A 6,311-nucleotide genomic window follows, 5' to 3' on the forward strand; every position below is an offset into this window, starting at 1 on the left:
ATTTCTCATATCAACATGTCTTTGGTGTTGAAGGACAAATCCGGATTCATAAAGGAATCCCGGAACCACTCCGTCTGAAAAACATATTTCCCGCTAAACAGCACCGATTGAACGGCACTACGACAAACCTGCCGAAAACCTTAAAGGGAACGGAGATTCATTACTGTTTACAGGGGAACACGGCGCTTTCATAGCGCGTCGGGCACCCGGCCCGTAAAAACAACCTATATGGCTTGACGCCTTATTCCAACTGTTTTTTTCAATGCCCGTATTTTTTTTGCAATGACGTGGCAGATCGGTCAGATCACACAGCGCCCGACAGAACAGCGGGTCTTTTTGGCTGCAACGCAGCGCACGATGCCCCCCAGATCCTCCCGATATTCCACGCCGACAAATCCGGCCTCGACCAAAAGACGGGCAACGTCTTCTTCCTGTCCCTGCCCGATTTCAAAAATCACGAATCCGGCCGGTTTGACGAGTGAAAATGCAACCTGTGACAGAATGCGATACGCACCAAGCCCGTCACCTTCATCGGTCAGCGCCAGACGCGGATCATATTCGCGCACTTCGGGCGATAATATTTCCATATCTGCGCGTGTGATATAGGGCGGATTGGACACCACCAGATCAAAACCTTCCTGGCGTTCCTCGTCCGTAATCGCACTGTCCCAGTCCGACACACGAAACTCAACCTGATCGCCAAGATCAAGGCGGTCAGCATTTTCGCGTGCGCAGGCAACTGCCCCCGCACTGATATCAACGCCAAGCCCACGGGCATTTTGCAGATCGCCGACGATGGATAACAACAGGCATCCCGTGCCGGTTCCGAAATCAATAACCGTCGGCGCGTCGCGGTCTTCAAGCCAGTCCAAAGCCAGTTCGACAAGCGTCTCGCTATCGGGGCGTGGATCAAGGGTTTCGGGGGACAGCTTGAAACTGTGACGCCAGAAACCCCGTTGCCCCAAAATGCGTGATACCGGTTCGCGCTTCAAACGGCGTGCGATCATGTCCCGGAATTTTGCTGCACGGTCATTGGCAACCACATCCTCGGGCCATGCCGAAATCCGGCTACCATCAACTTCTGCTGCATCGGATAATAGAATACGGGCATCCATTCGGGCATTTTCGATACCAGCATCACGCAATGCGCCAACCGCCTCGGCCATCAGCGCGCCAAGGGTTACCGAGTTGTCGGTCGTGGTGGCATGGTCTGCCGTCATGGGATCAATTCTCGATCTCGGCCAGTTTCTGGGCCTGATCTTCCGCAATCAGGGCATCAATCATTTCATCAACCGACGTTCCGCCCGTAATGAAATCATCCAGTCGATAAAGGGTCAGGTTGATACGATGATCCGATACACGCCCCTGCGGGAAGTTATAGGTCCGGATGCGTTCAGAACGATCCCCGGAACCGACCTGCGATTTGCGGTCGGCTGCGCGCGCGCTGTCCTTGCTTTCACGCTCCTGATCATACAGGCGAGAAAGCAGCATCTTCATCGCCTTTTCCTTGTTCTTGTGCTGCGACTTTGCTTCCTGGCTGGCGGCGACCACACCGGTCGGGATATGGGTGATACGCACCGCACTGTCCGTGGTGTTAACGTGCTGGCCACCCGCCCCTTGCGAACGATAGGTATCGATACGCAAATCTTTTGGATCGATATGGATGTCGACCTCCTCGGCTTCGGGCAGAACGGCAACGGTTGCCGCCGAGGTATGAATGCGCCCGCCACCTTCGGTCACGGGCACACGCTGCACCCGATGCACGCCACTTTCAAATTTCAGGCGCGCAAACACGCCCGAACCCGATACGTTGACGATGACTTCCTTGTATCCGCCAAGATCGTTTTCATTGGCGTCCATCTGCTCGAACTTCCAGCCGCGGTTTTCCGCGTAACGCTGATACATGCGATACAGATCGGCGGCAAACAGGGCAGCTTCCTCGCCACCGGTACCGGCGCGAATTTCAAGGATGGCGTTCTTTTCGTCCGCATCATCCTTGGGCAGAAGCATCAGCTTCACGTCATGCTCGGCCTTCGGCAGCGCGTCGAGGATTTCATATTTCTCGGCTTCGGCCATTTCGCGCATATCGCGATCAGAACCCGCATCGTCAAGAATTTCCTGCGCACCTTCCAGATCAACGCGAAGCTTTTTGACCTTTTCGACCGCTTCGACAATCGGGGACAGCTCGGCATATTCGCGCGACAGTTTGGCAAACGAGTCACCATCCACCGCCCCACCTGACAGCAGGGATTTGAGCTCGTCGAACCGGCGTACAACGCCATCAAGTTTACCGGGGTCCAGACTCACTCTTTTTCCTCCTTCGGGGGTTCATCATTCTGTTCGGCTTTGGTGCCATTCTGTTCGGACTGCAACGCGAACAAGCGCGTCAAAAGCTTTTGCGCCTTCATCCATTCGACCGTTCCCGCACCATCCGTGGTCGCCGCAAGGTCTTTAAGCGCTTGGGTCGGTGCATGCAACAACCTATTGATCAAAAGCCGGGTTGCCTTTTCAGCATCACCGTGGCTCTCGCGCAGCGCATCATCACGCACCGTTTCGAAATGCGTTCTTAAATCCGCCATCGCCGGGATCGCGGCACGCTCGGCCCGGACACGGACGAAATGTTCAACCTCTTCCTCGATCAGCGCCCAGGCTTCGTCGGCCTTTTCTTCACGACCGCCGCGTCCTTCGGCGGCAATTTTTTCAAGATCATCCAGCCGGTAAAAGAACACTTCGTCGATTTCGTCAACCTGCGGGTCGATATCACCGGGAACGGCGGTATCGATCATCAGAACCGGCCGATATCGTCTGCGTTTGATTGCGGCAAGGGCGCGCGTTTTGTCAATAATATAGCGGCGCGATCCACCCGCGGTCAGAACCATGTCCGCCTCGGCCAACAAGCGATCCAGATCATCAAGTTCCGACCAGTGGCAATCAAGGCGGCGCGCCACAAGACGCGCCCGTGCCGCGAGCCTATCGGTCACCAAAACCCGACCCATACCGCGTTCGGCAAGGGATGCGGCAATCAGTTCGCCCATGTCCCCGGCACCGGCCAAAAGCAATGTGCAGTTGGCAATATCACCATGCAGGTCACGCGCAACAGACTGTGCCGCCGCGGCAATCGAAACCGCCCCCTGCCCGATCCCCGTCCGGCTGCGCACCTTTTTGGAAATGGCATAGGCCGTCTGATAAACCAGTTCCAGTTCGCGTCCGACAAGCTGATGCTGCCGTGCGATCCGGTGGGCATCCTTGACCTGTCCGAAGACTTCCGGTTCGCCAATCACCAGACTGTCTAGCGACGCGGCAACCGCAAACACATGGCGCAACGCATCACGCCCGGAACGGATATAAAGCTCGCTTGCCAGCTTGTCGCGATCAATATCCGCCCAAAGCGCCAAAAGATCGATCAACCGTTCCCGGCCGCGTTCGGCTTCGGACGCAAGCAAATGGATTTCAGTGCGGTTGCAGGTCGAAACCACGATCGCCTGACCCAAACGGGCCTGCAAAATCGCCGACAGGAACTGCGGCAGGCGGGCTTCGTCGATGAACAGACGGTCGCGCGTATCCTCGCTGGAGCGCCGATGATTGGTCCCGATCACCATCATACGATCCAGTGGCCAGTCTCCGGCTTCTTCACGCGCGAATGCGTCTGTCACCCTGCACTTACCTTTTGCCGATTACGCCTGCAAGCTGATCAAGTGCGATTTCCTGCTGCTCGCCACTGTCAAGGTCGCGCAACTGTGCAATCCCCTTGGCCAGTTCGTCATCGCCAAGAATAACCGCAAGATGCGCATTGGCCTTGTCCGCACGCTTCATGCGCTTTTTCATGTTACCGGCATAGCCAAGCTCGACCGCGACCCCCGCCTCACGCAAAGTCTGCGCCAGCGTGCGGCATCGTGCCTCGGCAGCATCCCCCATCGGGATCAGCGCAACCGGGCGTGGTGCTGCCGGGGCTTCACCGACCATCAATGCCAGACGTTCAACACCTGCAGCCCAGCCAACGCCAGCCGTCTGCGGGCCACCCATGGTCGAAATCAGGCCATCGTAACGGCCACCGGCCATCACGGTGCCCTGTGCACCAAGGGTGTTGGTCGTGAACTCGAAACAGGTATGACAATAGTAATCCAGACCACGCACCAGACGCGGGTTCAACTCATACCCGATCCCGATATCACCAAGTCCACCAGTCAGCGACTTGAAGAATTCCTGACTGTGTTCATTCAGATATTCGGCAAATAGCGGTGCGTTGGCCACAAGTTCCCTGTCGCCTTCATCCTTGGAATCAAGGATACGCAGCGGGTTCTTTTCAAGACGCGCCCGGCTATCTTCCGACAGCCTGTCGAAATGTCCCTTGAAATAATCGACCAGAACATCGCGATACGCAGCCCGGCTTTCGGGATCGCCAAGGGTATTGAGCTCAAGCGTTATGCTTTCCCAAAGACCAAGGCTTTTAAGGATATGCGCCCCATAGGCGATCATTTCGATATCGCCCGCGACCTGCTCGACGCCCAGAAGCTCCGCACCGATCTGGTGGAACTGACGCTGGCGGCCTTTCTGCGGGCGTTCATACCGAAACATCGGACCGTAATAGGAAACCTTGACCGGCGACATCTGCTGCATGCCATTCGAGATATAGGCACGTGCAATCCCGGCCGTGCCTTCGGGGCGTAGCGTTATCTGTTCGCCGCCGCGATCTTCAAAAGTATACATTTCCTTGGTTACCACATCAGATGTGTCGCCAAGGGTCCGGGCAAAGACCTCTGTAAACTCAAAGATTGGCGTAGTCATGCGGTGGTAACCATACAACTCGCCAATGTCGCGCGCGACCTGCGCGATATGATCCTGCAGACGGTTCTGTTCAGGCAGAAGGTCATGCGTGCCACGGACGGGTTGAAGCGATGCCACTTTGGGGTCTCCGATCTAACTTGAATTCCAGATATTTGCGCCAAAATGATCGGCCCAAATTCATATGAACATGAAAATAGCTTTCCACCCGGACGGCGGAAAGCCAAAATTCGTCAATTCTGCTACGCTATTCTGCCGCGGCCAGCTTTGCCGCTTCTTCGGCTTCGATCTTGGCGGCGCGTTCTTCGACCAGTTCGACGATATGGTCGACCATTTTTTCGGTGCTGATATTGTGATCCGGGCGACCGGAAATATACATCTTGTGGTTTCCACCACCGCCACCGGTAAGCCCGATATCGGTTTCACGCGCCTCGCCTGGGCCATTGACGATACAGCCAATGATCGACAACGAAATCGGCGTCGAAATGTGCGCCAGCCGTTTTTCAAGCTCCGCCACGGTATCGACAACGTTAAAGCCCTGACGTGCACAGGACGGGCAGGAAATGATCTGCACACCGCGGGTCCGAAGGCCCAGAGATTTCAGAATGTCATAACCAACGTGGATTTCCTCGACCGGGTCTGCCGAAAGCGACACACGCAACGTATCGCCGATACCGGCCCACAGAAGGTTGCCCATGCCAATCGCCGATTTAACAGTACCACCGCGAAGGCCTCCAGCCTCGGTAATCCCCAGATGCAAAGGATAATCGCATGCCTCGGCCAAACCGTAATAGGCGGCAACCGCAAGGAATACATCCGATGCCTTGACCGAAATCTTGAACTCGTAGAAATCCTGATCTTCAAGGATTTTGGCGTGGTTCAACGCACTTTCGACCATCGCCTCCGGGCAGGGCTCGCCATAACGTTCCAGCAATTCCTTTTCAAGCGACCCGGCATTGACCCCGATACGCATCGAACAGCCGTGATCCTTTGCCGCCTTCACGACTTCACGTACACGATCGGTCGATCCGATATTGCCCGGGTTGATCCGCAGGCACGCTGCACCGGCTTCGGCGGCTTCGATGGCACGTTTGTAATGGAAATGTATATCGGCGACGATCGGGACATGCACCTGCTTGATGATGTCCTTAAGCGCCGCGGTCGACTCCCGATCCGGGCAGGAAACACGAACAATATCGGCACCTGCTTCTTCAAGGCGCAGGATCTGATCCACGGTCGCAGCAACATCGGTGGTCAGGGTATTGGTCATCGACTGCACCGAAATCGGCGCGTCTCCACCAACTTCCACATTACCAACGCGGATCTTGCGGCTTTTGCGGCGTTCAATATCTCGATAAGGGCGGACGCTCATTTCCGGTTCCAAGCAAATCTGTGTCTCTAGGCCGACTATATAGCTTATCAAGTGCCAATTAGAAACCGTTGCCTTACGGTTTTTCCGTCAGATTTTGCAAAGCTGTCATAAAAAAAGCGGCCTGATATGGCCGCTTCAGACCGCTGACAAACCCCGT

The 6,311-nt window shown here is 55.8% G+C and carries 6 protein-coding genes; 1 reads left to right on the plus strand and 5 read right to left on the minus strand.

Features of this window, described 5'->3' with window-relative positions; translation table 11 throughout:
• On the plus strand, positions 1–194 hold a 194-nt coding region (locus SMB34_RS21410; RefSeq protein ID WP_205618066.1), incomplete at its 5' end, for a hypothetical protein.
• Between the two features lie 105 nt (positions 195–299).
• Here SMB34_RS21410 and prmC read toward each other — a convergent pair.
• The 5 genes from prmC to ispG form a co-directional block, all read right to left on the minus strand.
• Positions 300–1,220 carry a peptide chain release factor N(5)-glutamine methyltransferase gene (gene prmC / locus SMB34_RS17640; protein ID WP_037992072.1) on the minus strand — a complete coding sequence of 307 codons (921 nt, stop codon included), beginning with the start codon at positions 1,218–1,220 and terminating at the stop codon, positions 300–302.
• 4 nt (positions 1,221–1,224) lie between these two features.
• Positions 1,225–2,307 (minus strand): peptide chain release factor 1, encoded by a 1,083-nt coding sequence (prfA, locus tag SMB34_RS17645; protein WP_037992074.1) that lies wholly within the window; start codon positions 2,305–2,307, stop codon positions 1,225–1,227.
• Complete coding sequence (hemA, locus tag SMB34_RS17650; RefSeq protein WP_037992077.1) at positions 2,304–3,653, minus strand: glutamyl-tRNA reductase; 1,350 nt, start codon at positions 3,651–3,653, stop codon at positions 2,304–2,306. Before hemA ends, prfA begins: the two co-directional genes overlap by 4 nt.
• Before the next feature lie 7 nt (positions 3,654–3,660).
• Positions 3,661–4,902, minus strand: coding sequence for a histidine--tRNA ligase (hisS, locus tag SMB34_RS17655; RefSeq protein ID WP_037992080.1), 1,242 nt, complete (start codon positions 4,900–4,902; stop codon positions 3,661–3,663).
• Positions 4,903–5,029: 127 nt separating this feature from the next.
• Positions 5,030–6,154 (minus strand): flavodoxin-dependent (E)-4-hydroxy-3-methylbut-2-enyl-diphosphate synthase, encoded by a 1,125-nt coding sequence (ispG, locus tag SMB34_RS17660; RefSeq protein ID WP_007091119.1) that lies wholly within the window; start codon positions 6,152–6,154, stop codon positions 5,030–5,032.
• Between the last annotated feature and the right edge of the window lie 157 nt (positions 6,155–6,311).

The sequence above is a fragment of the Thalassospira permensis NBRC 106175 genome, assembly GCF_000714555.1.
Taxonomy (GTDB): Bacteria; Pseudomonadota; Alphaproteobacteria; order Rhodospirillales; family Thalassospiraceae; genus Thalassospira; species Thalassospira xiamenensis.

Coding starts and splice junctions, on each gene's coding strand:
- prmC (WP_037992072.1), bottom strand. CDS start 1,220: ATGACGGCAGACCATGCCACCACGACCGACAACTCGGTAACCCTTGGC.
- ispG (WP_007091119.1), bottom strand. CDS start 6,154: ATGAGCGTCCGCCCTTATCGAGATATTGAACGCCGCAAAAGCCGCAAG.